The following is a 26,589-nucleotide window of genomic DNA, read 5'->3' on the forward strand; positions in this document are numbered from 1 at the left end:
CGATGACTACTTTTCAAGCTGCGGTGGCACTTGCTGCCAATCATACTGAAATTCAAGAATTTGAAAAGCCCTCGATCGTTTCAGAATCAGGATTACTCAAAGTTGCAGCAACTGGAGTATGCGGTAGTGATTGGGGCTATTATCAAAACTTACCAGCGAGTCGCGGTCCCTTGATTTTAGGGCACGAAACGGTTGGTTATATTGAGTCGATGGGTTCATTAGCGAAAGAGAAATGGCGCCTGAAAGAGGGTGATTTAGTTGCCCTCGAGGAATACATTCCTTGCGGTACATGCCATGCTTGTCGAAGTGGTGACTTTCGCTTATGTGACGCTACCGATTGGCGTCTGGGTGGTATGCGTTATGGTGCTACTGGTCTGAATGTGGCACCGGGATTTTGGGGTGGATATAGCCACTACCAGTATCTTCACATTAATACGGTTTTCCATAAAGTACCAGATGGTTTAAATGCACGCCATGCCGCTTTAGCATTACCTATTTCGAATGGTATTGAGTGGACTTATTTACAAGGGGGCGCAGGACCTGGTCAAACCGTTGTGATTCAAGGTCCAGGACAACAGGGCTTAGCCTGTGTTGTTGCTGCAAAGGCTGCTGGAGCAAGCAAGATTGTTATTAGTGGTCTAGCGAATGACACAGATCGTAAACGCTTGTCGCTGGCGAAAAAATTAGGAGCTGATCACATTATTGAGTTGGGTGAAGTCGATGTGGTTCAAACTGTTAGGGAGCTAACAGGGGGACTCATGGCGGATTTAGTAATTGATTGTGCTTCTGGTGGTACAGACTCTGTAATTACAGCAGTTGCTTTGGCTAGAAAAAAAGGGATGGTGATTCTAGGTGGACAAAAAAGAAAAAAAATTCCAGAGTTTGATAGTGACCAGATTATTGCTAAATTTTTAACTGTTAAAGGGATGAGAGGCCACAGTTATGAATCGGTTGAGTTAGCTTTGCAACTCATACATAGTGATAAATATGCTGTAAAAGAAATGAGTACTCATTTATTAGGATTATATGAAACGGACTTGGCACTGAATAGTCTCGTGGGTAATAGTGTTAAAGAACCAATTCATATGGTCATTGACCCCAATGTAGATACAACCCAAACTTAGGATACATAATGAACCGTTTGCCTTTAAATTTTGCTTGCTGGGACTATGATCGCATGCGTCCATTAATGGATGGGCGTGTGCAGGTTGATGGTGTCGCCCTCAACTTTTTAAACCTGCCAGTAGAAGAAACTTTCTTCAGAATGGCACGGTATCGAGAATTTGAAGTCTCAGAGATGTCACTATCGTCATATTGTATTTCTTTAACGAAGCCTGAAAAACCATTTATTGCAATTCCGGTCTATCCCTCTAGATTTTTTAGGCACTCCTGTATTTATGTCAATGCGAATAGTGGTATCAAGTCTCCCAAGGATTTAATTGGTAAAAAAATTGCCAGCCCTGAATATCAAATGACAGCCCCCGTTTGGATTCGTGGCATTTTGTCAGATCATTATGGAGTTCCTGTAGATGCTCAACCCTATTTATTTGGGGGTGAAGAAGAAACTGGACGGATTGAAAAAATCAAGTTGACCTTGCCAGAAAATATTAAAGTAAGTCCTATCGGACCAGATCAAACACTTTCTCAAATGCTTTATGAAGGGGAGTTAGATGCTTTATATACTGCCCGGATGCCTTCTAGTTATTTAAAAGGTGATGGGAAAGTGCTACGTTTATTTGAAAATTATCCTGAGGTTGAACGGAACTATTTTCACGAAACTGGTATTTTTCCGATTATGCACGTAGTGGTAATTCGTCGGGATGTTTATGAAGCAAATCGCTGGGTTGCTCAGTCGCTGATGAAAGCGTTTCTTGAAGCGAAAAAAATTGCTTACCAGGACTTATATGAGACTGCGGCACTAAAAACGATGTTGCCGTGGTTAACCGCCCACGTTGAGGATGCTAAAAGACTATTTGGGGATGATTGGTGGTCTTATGGATTGGAAGGGAATATGAAAGCCTTAGAGACTTTTACCCGCTATCACCATGAACAAGGCTTGTCGCCCACAAAACTAGAAGTAGCTGATTTGTTTGCGCCTGAGTCTTTGGAGTTTTTTAAAATCTAAATTGATGAGTAGAGGGTTGGGTAAAGATGACAAACTTTTTCAAAGATAAAGTAGTATTTGTTACTGGTGGTGCCAAAAATTTAGGTCGTGCCATGGCGCTTGAATATGCTAAGCGTGGAGCACATGTTGCCATCAATGCTAGGACCCACTCCGTTGAGTTAGATGAAACGCTCTCGATGATTGCGGCAATTGGTGGTCGGTCAATTGCTTGCATTGGAGATATTACGCAACGTGCTGAAGTGGATCAGATGATCGAAAACGTTAAGCAGGAATATCAGCGTATAGATATCCTGATTAATAACGCCGTTACACATGCAACCCAGGCTTTTTTAGAGCTAGATTACGCAGACTGGCAAAGAACGATCTCAGTCACATTAGATGGTACTTTTCATTGTACCCAAGCAGTCGTTCCTTTGATGATTCAAAGTGGTGGTGGCAGTATTATTAATATGGGGGGCATGTTTGGGCATATGCCAGTACCGAATCGCTCACCTTCCTCAGTCGCTAAAGCTGGACTGGCTGGTTTAACGAGAGCCTTAGCTTTAGAGTTTGCAAAATATAATATTAATGTTAATTACTTAGCTCCTGGTCCAGCGAATACGGTGAGAGATCCGTCTAAACCATTTCAATTTGATTTGTCGAGAATTCCATTTGGTAGATTCACCGAAGCTTCTGAGGTCGTGAATATGGTGATGTTACTCAGTGGTCAGGAAGGACGCTACATTACGGGGCAATCAATGCACGTTAATGGTGGCGTTTTTATGAATAATTAATCAGTCTTGATGTTGGCAATTTTTGCAATGTTGGCCCATTTTTTTAAGTCTTCTTTTAGAAATACTTTTAATTGATTCGGAGTGCCACCAACTGTTTCGATGCCGAGGGCAATCAGTTTCTTTTGAGCGTCACTGGCATCTAATGCCTTATTCATCTCTTGATTGAGTTTGACAATAATTTCATTGGGTGTCCCAGTAGGTACAGCAAAGCCAATCCAGGTACTCACATCAAAGTTTGGAATTACGGTCTCATCAAGCGTTGGCAAATCCGGCAGTAGTTGCGTTCTTTTGGGGCCTGCCACAGCAATTGCTTTTAATTTGCCAGATGAAATATGCGGCAAGACGGTTGATGTAATCACAAATAATGAATCAATTTGACCACCTAACAGGTCAGTTAATGCTTGTGGACCTCCTTTGTAGGGTACGTGAACAATATTGAGCCCCAATTTACTGGTAAATAATTCTCCCGCTAAATGAGGTGATGTCCCAGAGCCACTAGATCCGAACGTAAGTTTGCCAGGTTTTGATTTTGCGAGCTCGACAAACTCAGTAATATTTTTGACACCTAAGTTTGGGTTAATGACAAGAACATTACTGGCAAAACCAGCTAAGACGATTGGAGAAAAGTCTTTTTCAATATCAAAAGGAAGATTGGTAGAGAGAGCAGGATTAATGGCATTCGCAACGGTCATCACAAGAATGGTATAGCCATCAGCGGTAGATTTGGCGACGGCATTCGTACCAATGTTGGTGCCAGCCCCTGGTCGGTTTTCAACGATAAATTGTTGGCCCATTGATTCCGAAAGTTTGTTGCTAACCACACGTGCTAAAACATCTGCCCCCGATCCAGGTGGAAATCCAACAATCACTTTTACCGGTTTAATGGGGTAGTCTATAGCGTATTTAGCAGGGCTAAGAATCAAAAGCAAAAACAAGATTGTGAGTTTGATTTTTATCATGATTGATTCATCGTAAGGTTATTGTTTAAAGACAAACTTTCCTGCAACCATCGTGGCAATTGGATAAAGATTTCGAATTTCTTTCAGTGGTACGGTTAAGTAATCTTTATTGAGAATTAATAAGTCAGCGTACTTACCTGGCTGAAGTGAACCAAGATTATTCTCTTGAAATAAAAATTGGGCATTATTTCTAGTGTGAGCAATAAGTGCTTCCTCGCGGGTCACTGATTGGTAGTTAATTTTTTTACCATTGACCATTCTGCCGGTCACTGCGAAGTCTAAATTAAAAAATGGATTCGCAGTTGTGACTGCTGTTGCGTCAGAACCCAAGCCCCAAGTAATGCCACTATCTTGCACTAATCTGAAAGGCGGCATAGTTTTAGAGTGCTCGTTATGGACATCTTGCATCAGTTCACCCTGAATAATCGGACGGGTATGTAAGCCAACCGCGATACCTAATTTTTTCATCCGTTGAATTTGTTGTGGGGTGATTTGATCCACGTGCGAAAAGCTCCATCTCAAGCCTTTGATTGGAATTTCTTTATGGAGTGCTTCATACTCGTCTAAATAAGCATCAATGGCATTTTCCATTTCTACGTGAGCGTTGAGGGCAAGTCCTCTTGTGGCAATTGCTCTGATCATTCGCCTCACTTGCTCCATATGCTGCTGTTGAACTTTGTAGTCGTTTTTTAGCAATGTCGTCGAGGCTGGACCATAGAGCGATTCACCCCAACCAATATTGTCAAAAAAATCATTTCCCTGAAATGGTTTTTGGGTCGTCACCTCTAGCAATGTTTTATCAACGTCTTGGGGCGTTGATGGTGATCGCATGGTGGTGTAAAAGGCTCGGACGGTTAGCTTACCTTGATCCACTAAAGCTTGATAAGCTTGATAGTGCCGTTCATCTAAACCTCGGCCACCAGCATCATACCAAGAGGTAATACCTAAGCGATTTAAATACTTGGTATATTGCTTGACGTTCTCTTGCCATTCTTGAGGATTTGGAAGTGGCAGTTTTTCGGCAATAAAAGCAACCCCACCAGCGCCCTCTACTATGCCACTGAGTTTGCCTGTTGAGGTTTTGAGGATTTTTCCACCCCGAGGATCTGGGGTATTTTCATTTAAATTTAATTTTTCTATGGCTACTGAATTTAAGTAGGTTCTTAGATAGACTTCTTGAATAACAATCGGAATATTTTTAGAAATTTGATCCAGTTCTGCGAGATCAAAGCCTCTAGGGTCATCGAGAAATTGTGTTTTTGACCATCCACCGATGGTGATGACCCAATCATTGGACTTTGCTTTAGCAACTGCCTCTTGAATCATTTGAATGGCTTGTTTACGATACAAAACACCATCTAAGCGCAATTCCATATGTTCAGGTGAGCGAATAAAGTGAGCGTGATTATCAATTAATCCAGGAATCACTGTTTTACCCTTGAGATCAATCAATTCAGTTGCTTTAGTTTTTAAGCGCAACATTTCCTGATTGGTTCCTGTGGCAAGAATCTTATCGCCAGTAATAGCAATTGCTTGTACTACTCTAAATTGTTGATCCACGGTAATTACCTTACCGTTGTATAAAATGAAATCAGCCGCGGTTTGAGCTATCGCAGAATTAGCGAAAAACAATAAACAAATTGAAATAGTCTTTATTGTTTTGCATTGAAAAAAATGCAGATACTCATCATGAAACCTGTTTAATAATTTCATACTTGTCCCCATCATGAAGAACCTCATGGGTTCTTGTTTATTTTTTTAAACTACTAAGGTCATCACGCTGAAAAACCTTGATTATTGATTCATTTCGCACCAAATTGGAACAATCTGCCACGATAAATTTCATTAAAAAGGTAACTTTTAAGCCTGATTAAGGCAGATTACCATAAGCGCCATGAGGTAACATAGAGATTAGTACTTATTTACATTCTTAGGCGCTGGGTAATTTGGGGGCTGTTGAGGTGAAAACTTAATGGCTATATTTTGATTGCGTTCCATAAAAGTTTCAATTGCTTATGAAAAATGAACATCGTATCGTGATTGTTGGCGGTGGCGCTGGTGGTCTCGAATTAGCGACGAAACTCGGCGATCGTTACGGCAAAAAAAAATCGTTGAAGTCGGTCAGTATTACTTTAGTCGATAAAAACCGTACTCATATTTGGAAACCAAAACTACATGAAGTTGCGGCCGGTAGTATGGATCTCGCTGATCAAGAACTGGATTACATCGCGCAGGCGCACTGGCATCATTTCAAATTTCGCTTAGGTGAGTTAATTGGTATTGATCGTGAGAATAAACAAATACACGTGGCACCATTTGTTGATGAATCAGGTGAATTAGTTACGCCATCTCAACAAATTCCTTACGATACCTTGATTATGGCGATCGGTAGTTTAACCAATGACTTTAAAACCCCAGGCGTGGCGCAATATGCTCAACGTTTGGAGTCCCTAGTTGATGCGAAACGGTTTCATTTACGGATGATTAACGCTTGTTTGCGGGCTCAGTCTCAGCAGGTACCGCTAGCACCTCATCAATTACAAGTTGCAATTATTGGTGCAGGTGCAACAGGGGTTGAGTTGGCAGCAGAACTTCATCGAAATACTCGAGCGATTATTTCTTATGGGATGGATCGCGTTGATCCTGAAAAAGATATTAAGGTCATTCTGATTGAGGCTGGTCCAAGAATATTACCCGCTTTACCGAATCGAATTTCCAGCGCAGCCGAAAAGCTCTTGGTGGATTTAGGTGTCACAGTAATGACCAGTTCACAAGTAAAAAATATTCAACCACAGCAAGTTTGCCTAGCCAATGGCAAAGAAATTCCAGCCGAACTGATTGTTTGGGCCGCTGGTGTGAAAGCACCTGACTTTCTCAAAGAGATCAGTGGGCTTGAAACCAATCACATTAATCAGTTAGTCGTATTGCCGAGCTTACAAACCACTCGTGATCAAAATATTTTTGCGATGGGTGACTGTGCCGCTTGCCCCTGGACGACGGATAGTGAAGGGCGTGTAAAAACAGTACCACCAAGAGCGCAAGCGGCTCATCAGCAAGCAGACCATATTTATGCCCAAATTCAAAAGATCATGGATGGAAAGCCGCTCAAACCTTATGCTTATCGTGACTTTGGATCACTTGTCTCATTGGGAGAGTACAGCAGCGTAGGCAGCATGATGGGGGGATTGATTGGCGGCAGCCTCATGGTGGAAGGTTTGATGGCTAAACTGATGTATGTCAGCTTATATAAAATGCATCAATTAGCTTTGCATGGCTGGGTAAAAGTTATTTTAGATACTATCAGTCGCCTGATTCATCGTCGAACCCACTCCATCGTCAAACTCCACTAAGTTTGTTCACCTAGTTTAGGGTTCTACTGTGAGGAATAAAAACTCCAAGAAAATAATGAGGTGAATAATTCCTTGCAGTCTAGTTGTACGCCCAGTCGATAAGGTTAAGCCGCCAAGGATTAAGGTGGTCAATAAAATCACTCTGTTTAGTGGGTCCAGCCCCAGACTCAAAGGTAAATCTAACAAGATGACCAGAAGTGACAGCGCAGGAATCGTCAGCCCAATACTTGCAAGAGCCGATCCGAGAGCAAGATTTAAACTTTTTTGAAGGTTATTACTGTAGGCGGCTTTGATAGCTGTAATACCTTCAGGTAAAAGGACTAGTAGGGCAATAATCACCCCCACAATAGACGTCGGTAAGCCAGCATTGGCAATTTCAGTCTCGATAAACGGGCTAAGTTTTTTGGCTAAAAGAACAACTAATACTAAGGCAATCGGCAAAATTAGAGCATTGATCAGTACTTTTTTGTTACTTGGAATGTCATGGTGTTCTTCTGCTACTTCAGGGTCAATAAAAAATGCCTTATGACTCACCGTTTGGAAAAGTAAAAAAGACACATATAAAACCAGAGAAGTGATTCCCATGAAGGAGAGTTGCTTGGAGCTAAACGATAATTCACCACCTCCTTGGGTCAAAGAAGGGAAAATAAAAATAGAAATCGATAAACCAATCAACACTCCAAAAGCACCTTTTACGCCATCACTTTGAAAGCTTAAAATGTTTTTTTTCAGACTAGCGGCAATAATGCTGATTCCGATGATACCGTTTAGCACAATCATGATGGTACTAAACACAGCATCTCGCGCAATAAACTCAGAATTAGCTGCTTTTGAGAGCATCATCGAAACGATCAATGCAACCTCAATAATAGTAACCGCACCAGCTAAAATAAGGGTACCAAAGGGTTCTCCTGTTTTGTGGGCAATTACTTCAGCGCAGTGAACAGCCAAGAGTACAAAAAAGATTAAGCCGACTGCCATGAGGATCAGTCCGATTGTGCTGTTAAAAAATTCCATATTTGAATCCTGGCTCACTCGATAAGAAATTGAATTGTTGATTAATTACTTCGATTAACAATGCAATGGTATCAGACTAATAATTCACTAAAGCAACGATGATGAGTTGTGATAAGGTGAAATTAAAAGTTGAATAATTATTTTTTCTACACATTAAAATGCAGATAAATAGTTGATTGCTTTGAGGCGGTAGCAGTTAAACTGATGAACAAAACTGAAAAGCGGGCCTTGATTTTCTCGATTAGTTAACAATATTTTTTGTAACAAATGTTAATAGACTAATAATTCACAAAAGTAAGCTCAGAAAATGGTCATAATTTGGTGGGTCTTCTTTAACTAGACACTACAATAAATAAATTCACTTGGAGAAAAACATGGAATATCAAAATATTATTGTTGAAAAAAAGATCAATAAAGTTGCTTTGATAACGTTAAACCGTCCGCAAGCACTTAATGCACTATCCCCAGAATTAACTCTAGAATTAGCTACGGCTTTAGGGCAACTAGAAGAGGATGATGAAGTTGCCGTAGTGGTTTTGACCGGAAGCGAAAAAGCTTTTGCGGCTGGGGCTGATATCAAGGCGATGAAAGATATGACCTACATGGATATGTTTAAAGCCGACTTTATTACCAAAACTTGGGAGAGTATTGCGCATTTTAGAAAACCTACTATTGCTGCGGTTGCCGGTTATGCGCTGGGTGGGGGGTGTGAACTTGCCATGATGTGCGACATGATTTTGGCGGCAGATAACGCCAAATTCGGTCAACCAGAAATTACCATTGGTACCATTCCTGGTGCCGGTGGAACGCAACGATTGACGCGTTTTATTGGGAAGTCAAAGGCCATGGAAATGGTGTTAACAGGTCGTATGATGGATGCAGTTGAGGCAGAGCGCTCCGGTTTAGTAAGCCGAGTGATACCTGTTGCAGACTTATTAGCTGAGGCTATCAAAACAGCAGAGAAAATTGCTTCTTTTTCATTACCAATGATCATGATGGCGAAGGAAGCAGTGAACTATGCTTATGAAGTGCCATTGGCCGAGGGTATTCATTATGAGAGAAGAATGTTCCACTCAACTTTTGGTACGTTGGATCAAATAGAGGGAATGAATGCTTTCGCTGAAAAACGCAAACCTGTATTTAAAAATAAATAATTACTGAAGTAGAAATCAATAAAAAGTAAAAGAGGATTGAACTGATGTCAGATGTATTGATTGAAAAACGCCATGGGGTTGGAGTGATTACTCTAAACCGACCCCAAGCATTGAATGCCATTAACTTAGAGATGGTACGAACGATGTTTACAACCTTAAAACTCTGGGAACAGGATGAGGATGTCAAGGCGGTTTTAGTTAGAGGAGCCGGTGAGAGGGCCTTTTGTGCCGGTGGCGATATTCGTACTGTCTATGAAAGTTTGGTCGACGGTCGCAGTGATCACATGACTTTTTTTGCAGAGGAGTTTGAACTCAATCAATATATTTATCAGTACCCTAAACCTTACATTGCCCTCATGACCGGTTATGTGATGGGTGGAGGTATGGGGATCTCTCAAGGAGCATCCTTTCGAGTAGTGACTCCAAGGTCTAAAATTTCAATGCCAGAAGTAGGTATTGGCTATTTCCCTGATGTAGGTGGTAGTTATTTTCTATCCCGTTGTCCAAATACTCTGGGTCTTTACTTGGGGATTACGGGCGTGATTGCTTCAGGAGAAGATGCGGTATATGCAAATTTAGCGGACTGGGTTTTAGCCGATGAGCAAGTTGATGATTTTGTGTTGGGACTGGAAACATTGTTTGGAAATTTAGTCTCGCCTTCATCAGTTAGTAGTTACGAAATACTGAATCAATATTTAAAACAATGTAATGCCCGCGAAAAGAGTAGTAATTCGCACTTAGAAAAAACCGAGGGCATGATTGCAAAGCACTTTAGTCACTTAACGATTCAAGAAATTATTAGTTCTTTAGAGTCGGAGGGTGATCCAGCCTTTTTGGAGTGGGTAGAAAAGACACTTGGAAAAATGCGCAAGCAGTCACCACTTTCGATGGTGACGACCCAACGTCTTGTGCAACTAGGGCGGACAAAATCTATGGAGGAGTGCTTCGAAATGGAATATGCCTTGCTAGGTGAGTGGATGGTACATGGTGATTTCATTGAGGGTGTTCGGGCACTCATTATTGACAAGGATAATCAACCAAAGTGGCGTTACACTCTCGATCAAGTATCAACTGAAAGAGTGAACAACTTATTTGTAAAAGTTAAGCAATCTTAAGTAATGCATGAGGTTCTTAACTATCACTAAAGTATTCATGTCTTTTGTTGTTCTTTTTAATTTTTCTGGGTGTGCTGTCGTTATTTTGGCAGACGCCGCAGTAACGGTAGTTACTACAAGTGTAAAAGTGGTGGCAAAGACCGTAGAAACTGCGGTGGATGTTGTCACTCCATCTCGTAAAAAAGAAAATTAAAGTTTGCTAAAGAACGGATGCGTTTCGACTTGTTGAGCTTAGTCTTCCTTTCGCTCTGAGATTTTATATTCCTTTGCTTGACGCTCCGTAACATATGTCATATTCGTTGATTTTGCGCTGTTGGCGTATTCGAGGAGTCGTGGATCGATTCCCATCATTTCTAAATATCGAATTAAACTTTGATTGATTCTTTGTTGTTGCTCCAAATCAAGTACCTGCGTTTTACTGTAGTAATGATGAAGTCCTAGATGCGCAGTAGGGGGCAACTTTCTGATGACTCCCCCAAAAAAAGCATATGCACATGCTGATAAACAATCTGCAGAGCTGTATTCAGTATTGCCAATAATCGTATTAAATTTTGCTTCTCGAATGCGTTTGCCAATCATGAGGCCACTATCGAGCATCCCACCTTTGCTAGAAAATAAAACATAGGTTCCAGCGGGAAATTGGCGCGAAAAATCGGTGAATTGCTTTGGTGTATCTTTCGTGATGATGCCCACAGCAATAATCATCTGTTGACATTTTGGTTCTAAATCTTGAAAACACCTAGATTCAGTGGAGAGATCCATGGCAAAACAAGGCCAATATGCCACTGTGATGGCCAATTGGAAAATAGAAATTAGAATGGTTTTAGGAGTAAGCATTGGTTGAATAGGATGAATTACCAATCGTTGAAAGAGAGGCTTACTAAGTTCCTTAAAGTGTAGAGCAATTGGCTAAATAAAGTCTATGCCCTGATACCACTCGGTTTCGATCTTCTGCTGCCACTCCCCATTGTTTGCCAAGCTTAGACCAATTGCAGAAGGCATCAACAGTCGCATCAATGATTGTTCCTGGATGGTGAATATCAAACTTTTTCCCAATTGAAATGAGTTCATCTCTTGTGAAATTATCTCCCCGTCCTGCTATCGTCATTTGGTGTTGACGAGTATAACCGACCCCATATGAATAGGTTAAGTCGTAGGCTGGGGACAACTCCCATCCAGAGGATTTATCCTTCATTAAAAAAGAAATATTTTTGACATGGTCATCTTGGTTACGGCCAACCACATTGAAGATCATGCGTCGATAGGCTTGTTCCATAGACGGGTAACCAAGATGTAATTCTTGAATGAGCCTGAACCATGCCTCATAACTATAGGCGCCAGGTAAGTTGTAATCCACATGGGTCATGCCCGCTAGGCTATGCATATGGTGCTTCGCTACTTCTGTACGGTCAAATCGTTTGGTCATAAAGTGAAATAAATCACCATCTTCCAAATAGCTCACTTCCTCCATGTCGAGTTCCAGTTGCTTGGCTAATAATGCGTAGGTATATTCAATGCGGTTGAAAGGTTTTGCTTTGTTATCACGCTCACTCGCAGAATTAACGCCATCAAATTTGATCAGCCAATGCTCTTCGCCAACTCGGTGTTTTGCAAAGCCAGATCGCACCTTGTTTTTTTCACGATCCCATAAGATCAACGCTTTGGGTCTTGCCCCACCGGCAGAACCACCAACTCGCATAATTTCGTGAATTGCTTCCCCGGCTTCTCCCTCGATTAAGCGCCTAGCGGATTCGACTAAGCTCTTAATTTCTAGAGCTTGTTCTTCTTCTTGGCTCTTGCGCTGAAGGTGTGGTGCATATTCAAGTGCTCCCATTGCTCGATTTCCAACATACAGTAAACGCTGCACTGGACTCATCGACTTTTCAAGTTCTCCACGCTCTTCGAAATATTTTTTAATAATCAAGTTACCGAAAGTATCTGGTAATGAGTCCGCTAGAACTCCAGGTAGACCCATGAACGCTTCTTGACGTTGCAAGTCAGGGAACTCGAAGGTACGAGACTCAATTGGTAAAAATTTGGGGGAAATGGCTAAGCCCCCATTTCGAATATATTCACTGTCGTAGGAAAAGCCAATACGACCGTTCTCAAACTCCATTACTACTCCAACCATCTCGTCCCATAGACGAATATTGGCTTTGGCTAGAACCCTGGGGCCTGTTTTACGGGACCGAGGCCTTGGGGTTGGCGAAGAAGAAGATGCTTTATTGTCCGACATTGATTTGGGAATCTTTTTGGGGAGAACTGGATCGGTAGGCACGAACGCGAGGTTGTCCACGCTTTGAAAGTGCCGCGCCCCCCGGGAGAGTATCAGGCAGTGCTGTATTTAAAATACCTAATAAATGTAATGCCCGTAATACTTTGATAACGGAACTAAACCGTACATCCCGACCGGCTTCCAGTTCCATAATCGTTTTACGGTTCAATCCAGTTTTTTCGGCGAGACCTTCGGTTGTTAGATTGCGTTCAAGTCTTCTGGAGCGCAATCTTGTGCCGAATTCACTCATGTTTTCAAAATCTGTTAAAAAGTCACCTATAGAGGGCATATTAGATCCTTTAAATTCATAATGTCCAATATAGCATACAAAAAGAAAACTTTAAATAATTTTTCATAATGTCCTTTAATATACGCATATATAGTAAATGATGTTAATAATATCCTTTTTAATGGATTTTATGAATTATTAAAATTTATTTTTTCTTAACCAGTAATAAGCCCTAAATATTTTCACAGTTTATAGTTGAGCAAAACAAGCGACTTAGGGTTGGTTTTTGAGGCTCTATTGGAAGCAAGGGATATTTAATATGAGCCTTCCCTAGTTGGGTATCAAGACATAAAATTCAACTACTATTGGAAAATATTATGAACACCATCACACCATTTCAGATTACCCGAGAATTTCAGGCGCCAAGAACTTTACTTTGGGCTGTTCAAACGCAAGCTGAGCACCTTAAAAATTGGCTTAGTCCACAGGGCTTTCATACGATTCATGTGGAGATTGACTTTAGGGTGGGCGGTCGTTATTTTTACGGTATTGAAGGGCCAAATGGAATGCAAATGTGGGGGTTGCAGGAATATAAGGAAATCGAACCCGAGCTCAAATTAGTACACTTACAAAGTTTTTCCAATAAAGATGGAGGATTAAGTCGTCATCCGATGGCGCCTACCTGGCCAGCATATATGTATGTAACTTCTACTTTTCAAGATAGTTCAAGTGGCGGTACGATTTACACGATTTCGTGGGAGCCACATGAAAGTGATGAAGTGGGGGTTGCAACTTTTAACGCTGCTCGTGCAGGTATGCAAATGGGTTTTGACGGCACTTTTGCTAAGCTTGATCAATACCTAATTGAATTGCAGAGACGATAGGCCAAAGAGAAGGGCCTGAGGCCCCTAATTGACTTACGCATTGGTGAAACCCGCGGGAATTAAACCCACGATGGCAAATCATCTACATAAAACTCCAAATGCTTAGAAAAGTCAAAACCCAGTGAATAGATTCTTCGGAATGAATTCCTAAGGCTAGCCAACGGATAGATGAACTGTTTTAGATCTGATCGGAGTTAAATAGAGGCATAACCCTCGATTTCAATCAAAAATCTTGGATCGGCTAGAGCTGAAACCACTACAAGCGTTGAAGCTGGACAATGACCTTGAAGATATTTTGCTCTAATTTCTACAAAATTTTTGATTTGTTCTGGACTTGTTAAATAAGAATTAATTTTAATTAAGTTCTTAATTGACATGTCAGACTCTTCAAGGATGGCGATGATATTTTTCCATACAACCTCACATTGCTCAATCAACGAGTTTGGGACAGTACCATCAGATTTGATTGCAACCTGACCAGAGATCGCTAAAAATTTAGATCCTTCAGTAACTAGAACACCATGAGAATAGGTACCATTCGGTGCCGAAATTGTTTTAGGATTTAATAGTTGAATCATATTTTTCGAGATGTTAATTTGATGATGTTCTGCATGAAATCACCTTACTTTTCTTCAAACTTTAAACCTTGTAAGTGATCAATAAAAGTAGGTGATATACCTATACGTTAAATGATTCTCTGCGAAGTCAGTAAGAACCTGTGCAAACACGGGTTAGTCTGAACAAAAGTTAACCGAGTCAGGGTTGACCTTTAAGTTTTGAAAGTTTTGTACTCTCATAATATTGTGGAGCTAGAATTTTTGGATCGGTGGATTGGCAATAGTACGAAAGTTCTGGCCGTGCTGTCAGCGCAATCATTGAATGAGCTTTGTTATTTTAAACCTTTAGAGATAGAATATAAATAATAAAAATCTATATAGGGAGACATCATGGATAGAAGATCATTTGAAAAACTTCTTGTGGGAGGCGGCGTTGGTGCTGGCTTATTACTCAATAACAATTCCCTTCATGCTAAATCATTTGAGGGAATGAATCCTGCAGATTATTTACAACTGCCATCTAATTTCCGATCTATCTTCGACCAACCTTATCCCCAATTTACAGAACAAGAATACTCGAGAAGAAAACAGGCGCTTGTAGATGTAATGAATGCACAAGAAATCGATACGCTCCTTATAGTAACAACTGGAGGACTCGGTAATGCCACACGATGGATTACCAATTGGCCCGGAACTCAACAAGCTCTTACGGTATTTAAGCCCAATCAAAACTCCACGATGTTCGTGGAATACCATAATCACGTAGCTCTAGCAAAGATGCTTGCCAGAGATACTGAAGTCATTTGGGGTGGAGACAAAGGAATGGCTCCTTTGATGGAGTTTTTGGCAAAACAAAACACTAAAAAAATTGGTGTCATTGGCCCTTTAGTTGGCCCACGTTGGAAAATTCTAGAATCTAAATATCAAGTCGTAAGTTTAGATAACGAATATATCAAGTTAAGAATGATTAAGTCAGAAGAAGAAATTTCTTGGCTAAGAGTTGGTGCGGCAATGAGTGATTTAGGAATGGCGGCACTTATTAAAGGAACTCGTCCTGGCATGACCGAACACGAACTTGCTGATCTTATTGAAAGAACTTATATTGGTCTTGGCGGCAATAACTGGATTCATTATATTGGTTCAACATCAATGAAATCCCCAGATGTATGTGTGCCAAGACAATTTACATCCAGAAGAAAAATCCAAAAAGGAGATTTTGTCTTTTGTGAACTTTCCGCTTCATTCTGGGATTATTCTGGTCAAGTTTTAAGAGGATTTTCAGTGGATGCAGAGCCAACTTCTCTTTACAAGGATTTGCATCAAACTGCATACAGTGCCTTTAACAGTATTACGAAAGTCATTCGCCCAGGGGTGAATGCTAAAGAATTAATAGAAGCCTCCGGAATAATAGAGCGTAATGGCTTTACAACGAATGACGATTTGGTTCATGGCTATGGTGGTGGGTATTTTGCACCAATTTTAGGTTCCAAAAGTCGTCCCTCTGGACATTCTGCAGATATGGAATTAAAAGAAAATATGTGTATGGTTGTTCAACCGAATGTCATTACTCCTGATCAAAAAGCTGGTGTGCAGTTTGGTGAACTGGTAAGAGTTACGAAAAATGGTTTCGAATCACTTCATCGCATGCCTCACGGCTTATTTAAAGCGGGGCAAGACGTAAAAGTTTTAAATACCTAACACTTCACATCAGATATGGCAGTTAGAAGAAGGCAAGCAAAATGCATCGTGGCTTCCACTTTTGGACTGCTTTGTGAAGAACCAGAGCCTTAATATCTAGTTTGCCAGATATGGCCGATGGTTAGAAATAGGTGGATAAATGTAAGTAATTAAACGTAGGTAATAATTTGGGGTCATATACCTCGAAGGAAGTTTTTTACGCTAACCTCCGAGGTATATGTTTATTGACTTTACCGCCTGTCAATAGTTGTTTTGGTGGTGTGGTGCTGCCAACGGCAAACGACTCAAGAAAGATCATTAATGAGACTTCCCGGTTGCCCCGGAAGATCTCCAATTCAATCCCCATATGGCCTGGCGCGCAGGTGACGCACTTAAAGGTCGAGCTCGAAATTGCGGACGCGGGTTCGATTCCGTAAATCACAATTGAACCTTAGTCCAAATCGACTTGACTTCACTTTTTAAAGAAGCGTTCATTGGTTTTTAACCAACCCAAAAGGAAGCTCCGATGGACTTCATTCACTTCAATCAAAAACAACTTGCTGTCCGGTGGCAAGTGGCCGAGGCCACTTTTGAGCTTCTGTTGGATTCCGTCTTATCCGATATTGGTATACATTTTTCAGACAAAACCGTGATCCCCGCGCAAAAACACTAACTAATGCACAATCTCCTTGAAAAGCACCTGCATTGTGTAAAACCGGTCATGACAAGGCAGGAGAGTAAGTCAATGATTAGCGCGTGGGTTGCGCATAGTAAATGAGAAAACCCAGGCTGGATGTTTGAAATATTTGCGATAGTTCGCCTTAAATGTGATTTTTAGAGATTATTTCAATCAAATCGTTGCTGAGTAAGCTGGAGCTTGCTTGAGTTCATCCTATTTCAGAAACCAGCCTCGGCAACCATCATGTCGATGAATTTCAATTTTGACGACACGAACCCAAGACGTGTCGTTAGATTTCAAAAATGTCGACACATTATCTGGGCGTGTCGCTCGTATCTCTATATCATCGAAACATGCCGATAAAAATGATTTTTTAAACCATGAGGAATGCTGAGATGTCCTGGATCGCCGAAAAACCACACAACAGTCTTCCTCCACTGCCTCCAGCTCAAAATCTGGAAAGTCGAACTGTTTTGAAGGCGTGCATCAATGCACAAACGACTCAAAATATCTGACATCTGACAGCTGACCTTTTTCTTGATGAGTGAACTGTCTTAGTTTTGGCCAAATAGAACGAAAATATGGTTCAACTCTATTTTCCCAATATTCACTTCTTTGATCGCCCGGACGTACCCCGTTGATTTATATAGGGGTGACGGGCGTGCCTTCCGGACTTCGGTCTGCGCTGGGTAGGGAGGGTCGGAGAGAAAATGTGCAAACGGAGAGAAAGCCTGCCGGTTGCTGGCAGAAATGCCTCTCTCCATAGTCCGCAGGAACCCGCGCAAATTCGCGGTAGTAGGCAAAAAAAAGCCAACCGGGTTAGGGTTGGCCTTTTTAAGGTTTTGGTGGAACCGGCGGGAATCGAACCCGCGTCCGCAAATCCTCTACAAAGAGTTCTACATACTTAGTTATATCATTTGATTTAATTCATGCAACGCGGATTAACACGCTTTACAGGAACGATTCCCTTTAGTTCTAGCTCCATTAACAGTGACCTTTAATGGCACGATCCGATATAAATGACCTCGAATGGTATTTCTACCCCAACCTATCGGCAAATTGGTACGAGGGCCACAGCCCTTAGGCTGCTAGTGCGTAACGTTCGTCGTTAGCAGTTATTACAATTCCCATTGATTTACGAGATAACGGGTCCTCGGTATGCCCTCCGTGCTTCGCAATCCACGTCGAAACCAAGTCGGTCCCTATGATGCTCATTGATGCTTTCACAGATAGACTTGTATTCTATTCCTTTTTACTTAAAAAGGATATCCTCAATTTCATGAGGGTTTTGTACCAAATAGGTAGCTCCCCAGGAGTGGGCAGGAGAGTCGTCACCGCAATAGCCATAGGCTGCTGCAACGGTGTGCATACCAGCAGCATGACCTGCTTGAATATCCCTTAAATCATCACCAACATAAATAGCTTTACTTGGATCAATTTTTAGGATTTGAGAACACAGGAGGATGGGAGCAGGGTGGGGTTTTGGGTAAGCGGTCGTATCACCACTCACAATCGCAGGGGTTCTTCTGTCTAACCCCATACTTTTTACCAAGGGATGGGTAAAGCGTTCATGTTTATTCGTGACAATACCCCAAGGAATCTGATGTTCGTCAAGTTGACTGAGTAAAGATTCAATTCCTTCAAACAGTTTCGTATGCACGTGGATGGCATTTTCATAGTTATTCAAGAACTCATCTCGAATCGTCAAGAACGAAGGATCATCTACCTCTAAGCCTAAAGTCACCTTGATCAGGCCTCGAGCACCCATGGATGCCATGGGACGGAGCAGTTCCAATGGTTTTGGCTCTAACCCTCTACTGAGTAATAGTTGATTGGCGGCAGCTGCTAGATCGGGTGCTGTATCGGCTAATGTGCCATCAAGATCAAATAAAACACTTTCGTACAAGGGGGTTCGGTTTCTTTTCATCTTGCTCGTCAATGGGGACCTAAATATGTGTAAAGTGTTAGAGTGGTTTTCTGGCGGCAATCATATAGTTGACATCCACATTGGAGCCAAGGTAATAATGGTCAGTGATGGGGTTAAAGTGAAGGCCCGTCATATCAAAAGGCTCTAAGCCAGCATCACGAATATAGGTTGATAATTCCGAAGGTTTGATAAATTTTGCATAATCGTGGGTACCCTTTGGCAATATGTTTAGTACATACTCAGCGCCAATAATCGCCATTAAATAAGATTTGAGGTTACGGTTTAAAGTGCTAAAAAATAATATTCCACCAGGTTTGGCCATTTTTGCTGCGGCTTTAACGACGGAGCGTGGGTCTGGAACATGCTCTAGCATTTCCATACAAGTAACTAGGTCAAAAGTCGCGGGATTTTTTTCAGCCATTTCTTCCGCACTTATCAATTCATATTGAATCGATGTTTGCGTTTCTAAAGCATGAAGCTTTGCCACTTTTAAAGCTTTGCTAGATAAATCAATTCCCGTGGTGTCTGCACCACACTTTGCTAGTGACTCAGAGAGAATTCCACCACCACAGCCAATATCAATGGTTTTCATGTTGGGAAGGGATGTTTTACTCAGAATCCAACCTAGACGAAGGGGATTAATTGCATGTAGAGGCTTAAACTCGCTTGTTTCATCCCACCAGCGACTTGCAAGTTCACTAAATTTGTCTATTTCAGCTTGATCTTTGTTTTCAGTATTCATATTTAAAGGGGGTAGATTCAGTATCTATGATTATCCAACAAAAAGAATTATGTGATTTATTGGAATTCACATTGCATAGGCGTAAAAAAAGCCCGGTAACCGGGCTTTTCTATAAGAACTAAAGAATTAGTTCTTTTTTGTACCTACAACTTCAACGATAGCACGGCGGTTTAATGCACGGCCAGCAGCAGTTTTGTTGTCAGCAACAGGCTCAGAGAATGCTTTACCTTCAGTGTAAACACGGCTAGCTTCAACGCCATTTTTCACTAAATATGCTTTAACAGCTTCAGCACGCTTGAGTGATAATTTTTTGTTGTATGCCAAGCTACCAACTGAGTCAGTGTGACCGATAACAATAATTACTTCAACAGTAACAGCTTTTAACTTAGCAGTTAAATCATTTAACTTAGCAGCGCCTTCAGGCTTGATGACAGACTTGTCAAAGTCAAACAATGCATCAGCCAATAAAGTTACTTTAGTGCTTGAAACGACTGGAGCTGGTGCAGGAGCTGGTGCTGGTGCAGGAGCTGGTGCAACTGCTTTTGGTGCTGGCTTGATTGCGCCATCACATACTTGAGCTGCAGTTGCAGGTGTCCATGTGTTGTCTCTCCAGCAGAGTGAAGCATCTGCACCTGAGCGAACATATGTTGTACCTGAGCCTGCTGCCCAGTTATCAACGTTTTGAGCTTGTGCAATTCCTGCGATTGATAATAAAGCAGTGATTGCGGCTATTTTTACAGAGCGAGTCGTTTGTTTCATATTTTATCTTCCTCTTAAATTCATTGAATTCAATCTTTTGTGATTAACTTGTTTTAATATTACTCATAAATTATAACAACAACCTTATTGTAGATTGTCGATTAATTACAAATCAAATATATAACAATAAAATTTATTAAGTGTTGTTATTTCGCATGGTAAAATAATTATATGGAATATGCTGCTAAAGAAACACTACCCGTATCACTAGAAGATGAAATGCGGCGGTCCTATTTGGACTACGCAATGAGCGTTATTGTTGGTCGAGCGTTACCTGATGCACGAGATGGTTTAAAGCCAGTTCATCGTCGGGTTCTTTTCGCTATGCACGAACTCAATAACGACTGGAATCGTGCTTATAAAAAATCTGCCCGTATTGTGGGTGACGTCATCGGTAAATATCACCCTCACGGTGATTCTGCCGTTTATGACACGATTGTTCGTATGGCCCAGGACTTTTCCTTGCGCTACATGTTGGTGGATGGTCAGGGTAACTTCGGTTCCGTCGATGGCGATAGTGCTGCCGCGATGCGTTACACAGAGATCCGTTTATCCAAGATTGCGCATGAGTTGTTAGCCGATATTGATAAAGATACGGTTAATTATGGTCCGAACTACGACGGTAGCGAACATGAGCCTCTAATCCTGCCAGCTAAAATCCCTAATTTGTTGATTAACGGGTCTTCCGGTATCGCTGTGGGTATGGCAACGAATATTCCGCCTCACAATATTGATGAAGTAATTAATGGTGCTTTGCATTTATTAGCAAATCCAGATTGCACCATTGATGAATTAATTGAGTTTATCCCCGCGCCTGACTTTCCAACCGCTGGAATTATTTACGGTATCCAAGGCGTAAGAGATGGTTACCGTACTGGTCGAGGTAGGGTCATTATGCGTGCAAAAACGCATTTTGAGGATATGGAAAAAGGCCAAAGACAATCAATTATTGTTGATGAACTGCCTTACCAAGTAAATAAAAAGAATTTGCTTGAGCGAATTGCTGAACTGGTGACAGAAAAGAAGATTGAAGGTATTTCCGATATTCGGGATGAGTCTGATAAGTCTGGCATGAGAGTTGTGATTGAGTTAAAACGAGGTGAAGTGCCAGAGGTGGTTCTCAATAACCTTTATAAAAATACCCAATTACAAGACAATTTCGGGATGAATATGGTGGCTTTGGTTGATAACCAACCGAGGCTGTTGAATCTCAAGCAATTATTAGAGTGCTTCCTCCGTCATCGTCGTGAAGTTGTTACACGTAGAACAATTTTTGAATTACGCAAAGCGCGTGACCGCGGTCATGTACTGGAAGGTCTTGCCGTTGCCTTAGCTAATATTGATGAATTTATTGCCTTAATTAAAGCGGCTGCTTCTCCACCAGATGCTAAACGTGAGTTATTGGCTCGCGTATGGGATTCTGAGGTGGTACGTGAAATGTTGGTAAGAGCTAGTGAAAATGTACAAGGTGGTATTGGGGCATATCGTCCTGATCGTTTGCCGCCTACCCTTGGTTTACAAGCAGACGGACTTTATCGCTTATCCGAAGACCAAGCACAAGAAATTTTACAAATGCGTTTGCAACGACTCACCGGTCTTGAACAAGACAAGATTGTGCAAGAGTACAAAGGCGTGATGGATCAAATTACCGATTTGTTAGATTTATTAGCTAGACCGGATCGGGTGACAACGGTTATTCACCAAGAATTGTTGGAGTCGAAAGCTGAATTTGGCCAAGAAGGTAGTGATAATGGCCGACGTTCTGTCATTGAAATGAATGCGACAGAATTGTTTACAGAAGACTTAATTACTCCGCAAGATTTGGTGGTGACACTTTCTTATACTGGTTATTTCAAGAGCCAGCCACTCACTGAGTATCGTGCTCAAAAACGAGGTGGTCGTGGTAAGAAAGCGACTACGACGAAAGATGAAGATTGGATTCAAACCCTCTTTGTCGCCAATACCCACGATACGATTTTGTGCTTCTCGGATAGAGGAAGACTGTATTGGTTAAAAGTTTGGGAAGTGCCACAGGGAAGTAGTAATTCTCGAGGTAAACCAATCGTTAACATGTTCCCTTTAATTGAAGGCGAAAAGATTACTACCATTCTGCCAATCAAAGGTTATGTGGATAATCAGTATGTGTTTATGGCAACGAAAAACGGGATTGTGAAGAAAACTGCCCTGAGTGATTTTTCCAACCCTAGAAAAGGTGGAATTATTGCAGTTGATTTAGATGAAGGTGATGTTTTAGTTGGCGCGGCTATTACCGATGGTCATCATGACGTCATGTTGTTCTCAGATGCTGGTAAAGCAGTTCGTTTCGATGAGAATGACGTTCGTCCAATGGGTCGTACGGCGCGTGGTGTGAAGGGGATGAATTTAGAAGGTGGTCATCTTGTCATTGCCATGTTAGTTGCTGCCAGTGAATCTAACGCTGAGTCTAATCTTGAATCTACGGAAGTGGATTCTGTGGACACTGATTCGTCTGTTGTCGTTAAGAAATTGCCATCGAGCGTTCTCACTGCAACTGAAAATGGCTTTGGTAAAAGAACGCCAATTTCCGAATATACAAGACACGGTAGAAATACGAAGGGAATGATTGCAATCCAGACTTCTGATCGAAATGGAAAACTGGTTGCGGCCTCTTTGGTTTCTACTGAAGACCAAATCATGTTGATTACTACGGGTGGTATTTTAGTGAGAACCCGTGTCTCAGAAATACGTGAAATGGGTAGATCAACACAGGGTGTGAAATTAATCAATGTGGATGAAGGTACTGTGCTTTCTGGATTACAAAGAATTTCAGAGAGTATGGATGAGGACGATTCAATAGCTGATGATGTTTCCATAGTTGGAGAGTCTGAAATCAGTGATGAAAATAATCCTCCATCAGATACAACCGATGAGACCCCTGCCGAATAAGCTGTTTTCCAATCTAGTTAAACTTTATGCTTTTTGACCATCGTATTTACAATTTTGCACCTGGTCCTGCAACACTTCCTGAGGAAGTGTTGCAACGTGCCTCAAAAGATATTCTCAACTGGCAAGAACTTGGCACTGGCGTGATGGAAGTTAGTCATCGTGGTAAGCCTTTTATGGCTTGCTATCAAGAGGCCATTACTGATTTGCGTGAGTTGATGCAGATTCCAGAAAATTATGAAATTCTTTTCTTACAAGGCGGTGGCATTGGGGAAAATGCGGCGATTCCAATGAATTTGATGGGACTTGCTAAGAAGGGACCGCAAGCAGATTTCGTGGTGACTGGTACGTGGTCACAAAAATCAATTGCAGAAGCTGCTAAATATGGTAACGCTAGACTTGCAGCCTCTAGTAAAGAACAGCAATTTAATACGATCCCTGAGAATGCGAACTGGGATATTTCCTCTGATTCTGCCTATTTGCATATTTGCGATAACGAAACAGTGGGTGGACTTGAATATGGTTACGTACCAAACACTAATGGAATCCCTTTAGTGGCAGATATTTCTAGCAATATTCTTTCTAAAGTAATTGATGTTTCCAAGTACGGCGTACTTTTTGGTGGAATTCAGAAAAATATTGGTCCTGCAGGGATGACGATTGTGATTGTTCGTAAAGATCTTATTGGTCACGCTATGTCGATTACACCAACTGTTTGGGATTGGAAAATTCAAGCCGCAAATGATTCGATGATTAATACTCCTCCAACTTTTGCCATTTATCTTGCTGGTCAAGTGTTTAAATGGTTAAAACAGCAGGGTGGTGTTGCCGCAATCGAAGCGGTTAATCGCAAAAAAGCAGAGTTGCTCTACAGCATTCTTGATCAAAGCTCTTTGTATGATGCTAGAGTTGATGTCACATATCGTTCTAAAATGAATGTAACCTTTTACTTAAAAGACGAGTCCTTAATGGATAAGTTCCTCAAGGGAGCTGAAGATCAGGGGATGATTGGCCTCAAGGGGCACAAAAGTGTGGGTGGCATCAGAGCCAGTATTTATAATGCAATGCCTCTAGCTGGCGTCGAAAAATTAGCGAATTACTTGTTAGAGTTCGAAAGAAAAGCCTAATGAATGATGATTTAAAAGATCAAGAAGAACAGCGTTTATTACCATTGCGTAATCAGATTGATGCTGTTGATCAAGAAATTATTCGGTTATTATCTGAACGGGCAAAGATTGCCCTTGCTGTTGGGGCAGTCAAACATGAGTATGGTTCTCCAGTTTTTCGACCTGAAAGAGAAAAGCAAGTTTTAGAAAAATTAGCGCTGCGTAATCCTGGACCTTTAAAAACAAAAGGCTTACAAGCTATCTGGCAAGAGGTCATGTCTGCCTGTAGAGATATAGAAGGCTCAATTTCTGTGGCGTATTTGGGACCTGCTGGTACATTCTCTGAAGAGGCAACCTTACAATTTTTTGGTAAATCGATTCAGTTAGTTCCTTGTTCTTCACTAGATGAAGTATTTCAGCAAGTTGAAAATGAAACCGTTCAATACGGGGTTTTACCCATTGAAAACTCTTCCGAGGGTGTTATTTCTAGAACATTAGACTTACTGTTAGAGTCGAATGTAATTATTAGCGGTGAAATTGCTATTCCTATCAAGCATTCATTATTAAGTCTGTCAGGGACTCTTGAGGGGGTGACTGAGGTCAGTGCCCATGCCCAGGCTCTCGCGCAATGTCAACAATGGTTAACAGTAAATGTACCTCTATTGCAACGGCAGGCAGTCAGTAGTAATGCAGAAGCGGCCAAACAGGCTGCTTTACATCCACATCAAGCGGCGATTGCGAGCGCCTCTGCTGCCAATCAATATGGTTTAAAAATTGTCCAGCAAGGAATTCAGGATGATGCGCATAATCGGACAAGATTCATTGTCGTCGGTAAACAGGCCTGTTTGCCCAGTGGTCACGATCAAACCTCATTAATTTTATCGGTTGCAAACCAACCTGGTGCGGTCTATCAAATGTTGGCGCCACTTGCGAAGCATGGTGTTTCAATGACGCGATTTGAGTCTAGGCCTGCTAGAAAAGGGACTTGGGAGTATCACTTTTATGTCGATATCGATGGTCATCAAAAAGATGAAAAAGTGGTTGATGCCCTGCAAGAGCTCCAACAAACTACGGCATTTTTTAAATGCCTTGGTTCATATCCGAAAAGTAGCCCAACCCATAAAAATGTTTGATTAAGTACTTTATTTCCTGATTAAGTACTGAAGATAAAACACTCGTTAACCTAATATTTATAGCCCAAGCTCATGTCAGAAAACTCTAAAATTACCCCTGGCCTTAGTCAAGTAAAAGCCATTGCTCCTTATATTGGTGGCAGACCGATTAGTGAAGTAGCGCGTGAGTATGGTCTAGATGAGTCAAAAATTATCAAGCTTGCTTCCAATGAAAACCCTTTGGGTTTGCCTGAGTCCGCTAAAGCGGCGATGATGGCTGTCATGAACGATTTGGGTAGATATCCTGATTCAAATGGCTATGAGTTAAAAAAAGTCATTTCTGAAAAGCTCCAAGTACCTGATCATTGGCTAACTCTAGGAAACGGTAGTAACGATATTTTAGAATTAGTGACGCGATCAGTAGCCCAAAGTGGTGATGAGATTATTTTCTCTAAGCATGCCTTCGCAGTGTATCCTTTGGCCACTCAAGCAGTCGGTGCTAAAGCGGTTGAGGTAGATGCAAAACCGGCAGATTTGGGACATGATTTAGAAGCGATGCTCGCTGCAATCAATGAACGGACTAAATTAATTTTTGTCGCAAATCCGAACAATCCTACTGGAAGTTTTTTACCTGGTGGGGCGATTGAAGCCTTTTTAAAGAAGGTTCCTAGTCAGATTGTGGTGGTCATTGATGAGGCTTACAATGAGTATTTGTTGCCAGAACAGCAATATGATGCGATTGCTTTTGTTCGTAAATATCCGAATGTTTTGGTGTCTCGAAGTTTCTCTAAAGCATATGGCTTAGCCGGTTTACGCTTAGGTTTTAGCGTAGCTCAAGCCGAATTGACGGATTTATTGAACCGTATTCGTCAGCCTTTTAATGTGAATTCTTTAGCTATGGCTGCTGCTATCGCTGCTTTTAACGATGAGCCATTTTTAGCGCAGGGTGCTGCGATTAACCGGGCTGGTTACCAACAACTTACGCAAGCATTTACGGAAATGGGCTTACATTATTTACCATCCGCTGGTAATTTTGTGTTGCTTCAAGTTGGTGATGATGATCAAGCTGGTAGTCGCGTAAATTTAGCATTACTCAAAGCAGGGATTATTGTTCGTCCTGTAGGCAATTATGGATTACCTAAGTGGCTGAGAATTTCGATTGGATTGCCCGAGGAAAATGAAGCTTTTATTAAAGCTCTTGGACAAATATTAGGCAAGTAATGCTCT

24 protein-coding genes and 1 other RNA gene are annotated in these 26,589 nt (G+C 41.4%); 14 read left to right on the forward strand and 11 right to left on the reverse strand.

Features of this window, described 5'->3' with window-relative positions:
- Positions 1-2 precede the first annotated feature (2 nt).
- Genes B8983_RS02870 through B8983_RS02880 form a run of 3 tightly spaced genes read left to right on the forward strand, consistent with a single transcriptional unit; the run spans position 3 to position 2,898 of the window.
- Positions 3-1,124, forward strand: coding sequence for a zinc-dependent alcohol dehydrogenase (locus tag B8983_RS02870; RefSeq protein WP_084282491.1), 1,122 nt, complete (start codon positions 3-5; stop codon positions 1,122-1,124).
- An 8-nt stretch (positions 1,125-1,132) separates the two neighbouring features.
- Positions 1,133-2,125, forward strand: coding sequence for a substrate-binding domain-containing protein (locus tag B8983_RS02875; protein WP_084282493.1), 993 nt, complete (start codon positions 1,133-1,135; stop codon positions 2,123-2,125).
- Between the two features lie 26 nt (positions 2,126-2,151).
- Positions 2,152-2,898 carry an SDR family NAD(P)-dependent oxidoreductase gene (locus B8983_RS02880; RefSeq protein WP_084282494.1) on the forward strand — a complete coding sequence of 249 codons (747 nt, stop codon included), beginning with the start codon at positions 2,152-2,154 and terminating at the stop codon, positions 2,896-2,898.
- Here the strand turns inward: B8983_RS02880 and B8983_RS02885 are convergent.
- Together B8983_RS02885 and B8983_RS02890 are read right to left on the reverse strand one after the other, a co-directional pair.
- Entirely contained in the window at positions 2,895-3,857 is a 963-nt protein-coding gene (locus B8983_RS02885) for a tripartite tricarboxylate transporter substrate binding protein (RefSeq protein ID WP_084282496.1), read from the reverse strand. The genes B8983_RS02880 and B8983_RS02885 overlap by 4 nt on opposite strands.
- Positions 3,858-3,875: 18 nt before the next feature.
- The gene (locus B8983_RS02890; RefSeq protein WP_159460794.1) at positions 3,876-5,570 is read right to left on the reverse strand and encodes an amidohydrolase; all 1,695 of its coding nucleotides are present in this window, start codon (positions 5,568-5,570) and stop codon (positions 3,876-3,878) included.
- A 302-nt stretch (positions 5,571-5,872) separates the two neighbouring features.
- Between B8983_RS02890 and B8983_RS02895 the strand changes: the two genes are divergently transcribed.
- The gene (locus tag B8983_RS02895; protein ID WP_084282500.1) at positions 5,873-7,207 is read left to right on the forward strand and encodes an NAD(P)/FAD-dependent oxidoreductase; all 1,335 of its coding nucleotides are present in this window, start codon (positions 5,873-5,875) and stop codon (positions 7,205-7,207) included.
- Positions 7,208-7,222: 15 nt separating this feature from the next.
- On the opposite strand, the gene B8983_RS02900 is transcribed toward B8983_RS02895, so the two are convergent.
- Positions 7,223-8,224 carry a calcium:cation antiporter gene (locus tag B8983_RS02900; protein WP_084282502.1) on the reverse strand — a complete coding sequence of 334 codons (1,002 nt, stop codon included), beginning with the start codon at positions 8,222-8,224 and terminating at the stop codon, positions 7,223-7,225.
- 374 nt (positions 8,225-8,598) lie between these two features.
- Between B8983_RS02900 and B8983_RS02905 the strand changes: the two genes are divergently transcribed.
- The 3 genes from B8983_RS02905 to B8983_RS14090 are packed head-to-tail and all read left to right on the forward strand — an operon-like array spanning position 8,599 to position 10,686.
- Positions 8,599-9,378, forward strand: coding sequence for an enoyl-CoA hydratase (locus B8983_RS02905; RefSeq protein ID WP_084282504.1), 780 nt, complete (start codon positions 8,599-8,601; stop codon positions 9,376-9,378).
- A 44-nt stretch (positions 9,379-9,422) separates the two neighbouring features.
- On the forward strand, positions 9,423-10,493 hold the full coding sequence (locus B8983_RS02910) for an enoyl-CoA hydratase/isomerase family protein (RefSeq protein ID WP_084282506.1): 1,071 nt from the start codon (positions 9,423-9,425) through the stop codon (positions 10,491-10,493).
- Positions 10,494-10,530: 37 nt separating this feature from the next.
- Positions 10,531-10,686: a hypothetical protein gene (locus B8983_RS14090; protein ID WP_200806860.1), complete on the forward strand. Its 156-nt coding sequence runs from the start codon at positions 10,531-10,533 to the stop codon at positions 10,684-10,686.
- Positions 10,687-10,724: 38 nt separating this feature from the next.
- Here the strand turns inward: B8983_RS14090 and B8983_RS02915 are convergent, their stop codons facing one another.
- The 3 genes from B8983_RS02915 to B8983_RS02925 all read right to left on the reverse strand — a co-directional run bounded on the left by B8983_RS02915 (position 10,725) and on the right by B8983_RS02925 (position 13,057).
- On the reverse strand, positions 10,725-11,279 hold the full coding sequence (locus tag B8983_RS02915; protein WP_143736076.1) for a COG3904 family protein: 555 nt from the start codon (positions 11,277-11,279) through the stop codon (positions 10,725-10,727).
- A 103-nt stretch (positions 11,280-11,382) separates the two neighbouring features.
- A complete protein-coding gene (locus tag B8983_RS02920; protein WP_084282509.1) occupies positions 11,383-12,729 on the reverse strand; it encodes a type II toxin-antitoxin system HipA family toxin in 1,347 nt (448 codons plus the stop codon).
- On the reverse strand, positions 12,716-13,057 hold the full coding sequence (locus B8983_RS02925) for a helix-turn-helix transcriptional regulator (protein WP_084282511.1): 342 nt from the start codon (positions 13,055-13,057) through the stop codon (positions 12,716-12,718). The genes B8983_RS02920 and B8983_RS02925 overlap by 14 nt, the downstream gene beginning before the upstream one ends.
- A gap of 317 nt (positions 13,058-13,374) precedes the next feature.
- Here B8983_RS02925 and B8983_RS02930 point away from each other — a divergent pair, with 317 nt between their 5' ends.
- Complete coding sequence (locus B8983_RS02930) at positions 13,375-13,881, forward strand: SRPBCC family protein (protein ID WP_084282513.1); 507 nt, start codon at positions 13,375-13,377, stop codon at positions 13,879-13,881.
- A 194-nt stretch (positions 13,882-14,075) separates the two neighbouring features.
- On the opposite strand, the gene B8983_RS02935 is transcribed toward B8983_RS02930, so the two are convergent.
- Complete coding sequence (locus B8983_RS02935) at positions 14,076-14,459, reverse strand: RidA family protein (protein WP_084282515.1); 384 nt, start codon at positions 14,457-14,459, stop codon at positions 14,076-14,078.
- A gap of 369 nt (positions 14,460-14,828) precedes the next feature.
- On the opposite strand from B8983_RS02935, the gene B8983_RS02940 reads away from it, so the two are divergent.
- Positions 14,829-16,136 (forward strand): M24 family metallopeptidase, encoded by a 1,308-nt coding sequence (locus tag B8983_RS02940; RefSeq protein ID WP_084282517.1) that lies wholly within the window; start codon positions 14,829-14,831, stop codon positions 16,134-16,136.
- A gap of 505 nt (positions 16,137-16,641) precedes the next feature.
- On the forward strand, positions 16,642-16,788 hold the full coding sequence (locus tag B8983_RS13985; RefSeq protein WP_159460795.1) for a hypothetical protein: 147 nt from the start codon (positions 16,642-16,644) through the stop codon (positions 16,786-16,788).
- 849 nt (positions 16,789-17,637) lie between these two features.
- Here the strand turns inward: B8983_RS13985 and ssrA are convergent.
- From ssrA to ompA, 4 genes are all read right to left on the reverse strand, one after another.
- Positions 17,638-17,997: a transfer-messenger RNA gene (ssrA, locus tag B8983_RS02945) on the reverse strand.
- Positions 17,998-18,046: 49 nt separating this feature from the next.
- Entirely contained in the window at positions 18,047-18,721 is a 675-nt protein-coding gene (locus B8983_RS02950; RefSeq protein ID WP_084282518.1) for an HAD family hydrolase, read from the reverse strand.
- A gap of 37 nt (positions 18,722-18,758) precedes the next feature.
- On the reverse strand, positions 18,759-19,463 hold the full coding sequence (gene ubiG, locus B8983_RS02955; RefSeq protein WP_084282520.1) for a bifunctional 2-polyprenyl-6-hydroxyphenol methylase/3-demethylubiquinol 3-O-methyltransferase UbiG: 705 nt from the start codon (positions 19,461-19,463) through the stop codon (positions 18,759-18,761).
- A gap of 126 nt (positions 19,464-19,589) precedes the next feature.
- Positions 19,590-20,222, reverse strand: a complete 633-nt coding sequence (gene ompA, locus B8983_RS02960) for an outer membrane protein OmpA (protein WP_084282522.1) — start codon at positions 20,220-20,222, stop codon at positions 19,590-19,592.
- Between the two features lie 171 nt (positions 20,223-20,393).
- On the opposite strand from ompA, the gene gyrA reads away from it, so the two are divergent.
- The 4 genes from gyrA (at position 20,394) to hisC (ending at position 26,583) form a co-directional block, all read left to right on the forward strand.
- Positions 20,394-23,147 (forward strand): DNA gyrase subunit A, encoded by a 2,754-nt coding sequence (gyrA, locus tag B8983_RS02965; RefSeq protein ID WP_084282524.1) that lies wholly within the window; start codon positions 20,394-20,396, stop codon positions 23,145-23,147.
- Between the two features lie 26 nt (positions 23,148-23,173).
- Positions 23,174-24,271 (forward strand): 3-phosphoserine/phosphohydroxythreonine transaminase, encoded by a 1,098-nt coding sequence (gene serC, locus B8983_RS02970; RefSeq protein ID WP_084282526.1) that lies wholly within the window; start codon positions 23,174-23,176, stop codon positions 24,269-24,271.
- Positions 24,271-25,383: a prephenate dehydratase gene (gene pheA / locus B8983_RS02975; protein ID WP_084282528.1), complete on the forward strand. Its 1,113-nt coding sequence runs from the start codon at positions 24,271-24,273 to the stop codon at positions 25,381-25,383. The genes serC and pheA overlap by 1 nt, the downstream gene beginning before the upstream one ends.
- Before the next feature lie 72 nt (positions 25,384-25,455).
- A complete protein-coding gene (gene hisC, locus B8983_RS02980; RefSeq protein WP_084282530.1) occupies positions 25,456-26,583 on the forward strand; it encodes a histidinol-phosphate transaminase in 1,128 nt (375 codons plus the stop codon).
- Positions 26,584-26,589 lie beyond the last annotated feature (6 nt).

This window comes from Polynucleobacter kasalickyi (genome assembly GCF_900176405.1).
Taxonomy (GTDB): Bacteria; Pseudomonadota; Gammaproteobacteria; order Burkholderiales; family Burkholderiaceae; genus Polynucleobacter; species Polynucleobacter kasalickyi.